The following is a 1,610-nucleotide window of genomic DNA, read 5'->3' as shown; positions in this document are numbered from 1 at the left end:
GGTCTCGAGTTCGGCGCGGGTGAGAAATCCATCGTTGCCGAAGGTGTGCGACGCCTTCACGACGAGCCACTCGGTCTCATTGATCTGTGGCTTGAAGCCGCGAACCCGAAGCATGGCCTGTGGCACAAGCAATGGCTCGCCCATCGCCAGCGTCAACTCGAAGGTCGCCGCCCCGCGCTGCAGCCGCTGCCACTCAGCCTTCGCCTCCGCCAACGCATCCTGCTCGTTCACAAAGGTCTCCCGCAGCCGCTTCGCATTGCCACTCTCGCCCACCAGCACCCCGCGCCGCTTGGCCTTGCCCGGGTCGTGCCAGTAAGCCCGCACGCCGCTGTAGGCCTGCCGGTCGGCGCTGTGGTAGCGGTGGCTGTCGCCGTCGCGGCGCGTCAGCTGCAGTGTGCCCATGGGCCGGCCATTGGCGCTGCGCGTGCCGTCGATGGGCAGGAACAGCAGGTGCCCCTTCTTCACCGTCGCCACCGCGTCGAAGCGCTTCGCCAGGCGCGTGACGAAGTTGAGGTCGCTCTCGTTCGTCTGGTCGAAGTGCGCCACGATTTCGCCGGCCAACCTGGAATCGATGCGCAGCTGCAGCTCGTTGCGCAGCGCGATCGCGCCGAGGATCTCGCCCAGTGTGGTCCGGTGCCAGCTCTGCTCCTTGCGCTCGCGCAACTGCTGCCCCAGGTCGGCGCTGCGMGCGCGCAGCGTGACCTGGTCGGGCGCGCCGCTGTGCTCGGCCTCGTCGACCACGAAGCTGCCCTTGTCCACCAGCGGCTGCCCGGCCCAGCCGATCGCGAGCGACAGCGTCACGCCCTTGCGCGGGATCTCCAGCGCGCCGTCGCTGTCGTCCAGGCACAGGTCGAGCTGGTCGGCCTCGTCGCCGCGGCATTCGGTCAGGGTCAGGCTGATCAGGCGCGCGTCGACCGTGGGCGTGATGTCGCGCTCGCCGAGCGTGATGCGGTAGCTGGGCTGCGGGTGGCGCGCGCTGTGCTCGGCCATGGTCAGCGTTGCGCCTCGGTGGCGTGCTCGCCGTCGCCGATGGCGTCGATGCGGTCATCGTCCACGCGGGCCAGCTGCAGCTGGAACTCGATGCGCCGGGCCTGGCCGTCGCGGTGGAAGAGGCTGCGCGTCTCGTTCAGCGACTCGATCACGAACTGGCCGTAGACGATGCCGGTGCCGTCCACCAGCGGCCAGGCCGCGCCGGCGGCGCCCATGGCGCGCAGTTCGTCGAGCGAGCCGGTGTCGCCGGCAAAGCCGGGCAGCAACAGGCCGTTGAGGTTCATGGTCTCTTCGCCGGGCCCGACAAACTGCCGCGCCGGCCGCGCGCCCACGCGGCTGTTGCTCGGGTGCCGCCAGCTGGTCTGGCGCTGCAGGTCCTGGTAGGCCAGCGTGTCGAGGCTGAAAACGAACTGGCCGAAGGCCATCATCATGGGGTGGAGCCTTTCCGGTTCAGTCGATGTCCGAGAGGGACGAGAGCATGGTCGCGCGCTTGCCGCGCTGGCGGCGGTCCAGCTCGGCGCTGACGGCGCGGGCCAGGGCCTGCGCATCCATGCCGGGCGCGGCCTGGATGGTGATGTGGATGGTGTCGCCGCCGATCGATAGAGGGCGCTGTGCTGCCG

2 protein-coding genes are annotated in these 1,610 nt (G+C 69.9%); both read right to left on the bottom strand.

What is annotated here, in order from left to right; all coding sequences use genetic code 11:
* Window positions 1–990: phage late control D family protein (locus AC1D2K_RS34415; protein WP_478094883.1), on the bottom strand; the 990-nt coding region annotated here is incomplete at its 3' end.
* A 2-nt stretch (window positions 991–992) separates the two neighbouring features.
* A complete protein-coding gene (locus AC1D2K_RS34410) occupies window positions 993–1,421 on the bottom strand; it encodes a phage tail protein (protein ID WP_478094881.1) in 429 nt (142 codons plus the stop codon).
* Window positions 1,422–1,610: the final 189 nt, after the last annotated feature.

This window comes from Variovorax sp. P1_H12_2, assembly GCF_056405335.1.
The sequence above is the reverse complement of the archived record's forward strand: the minus strand, read 5'-3'. Positions and strand labels throughout refer to the sequence as shown.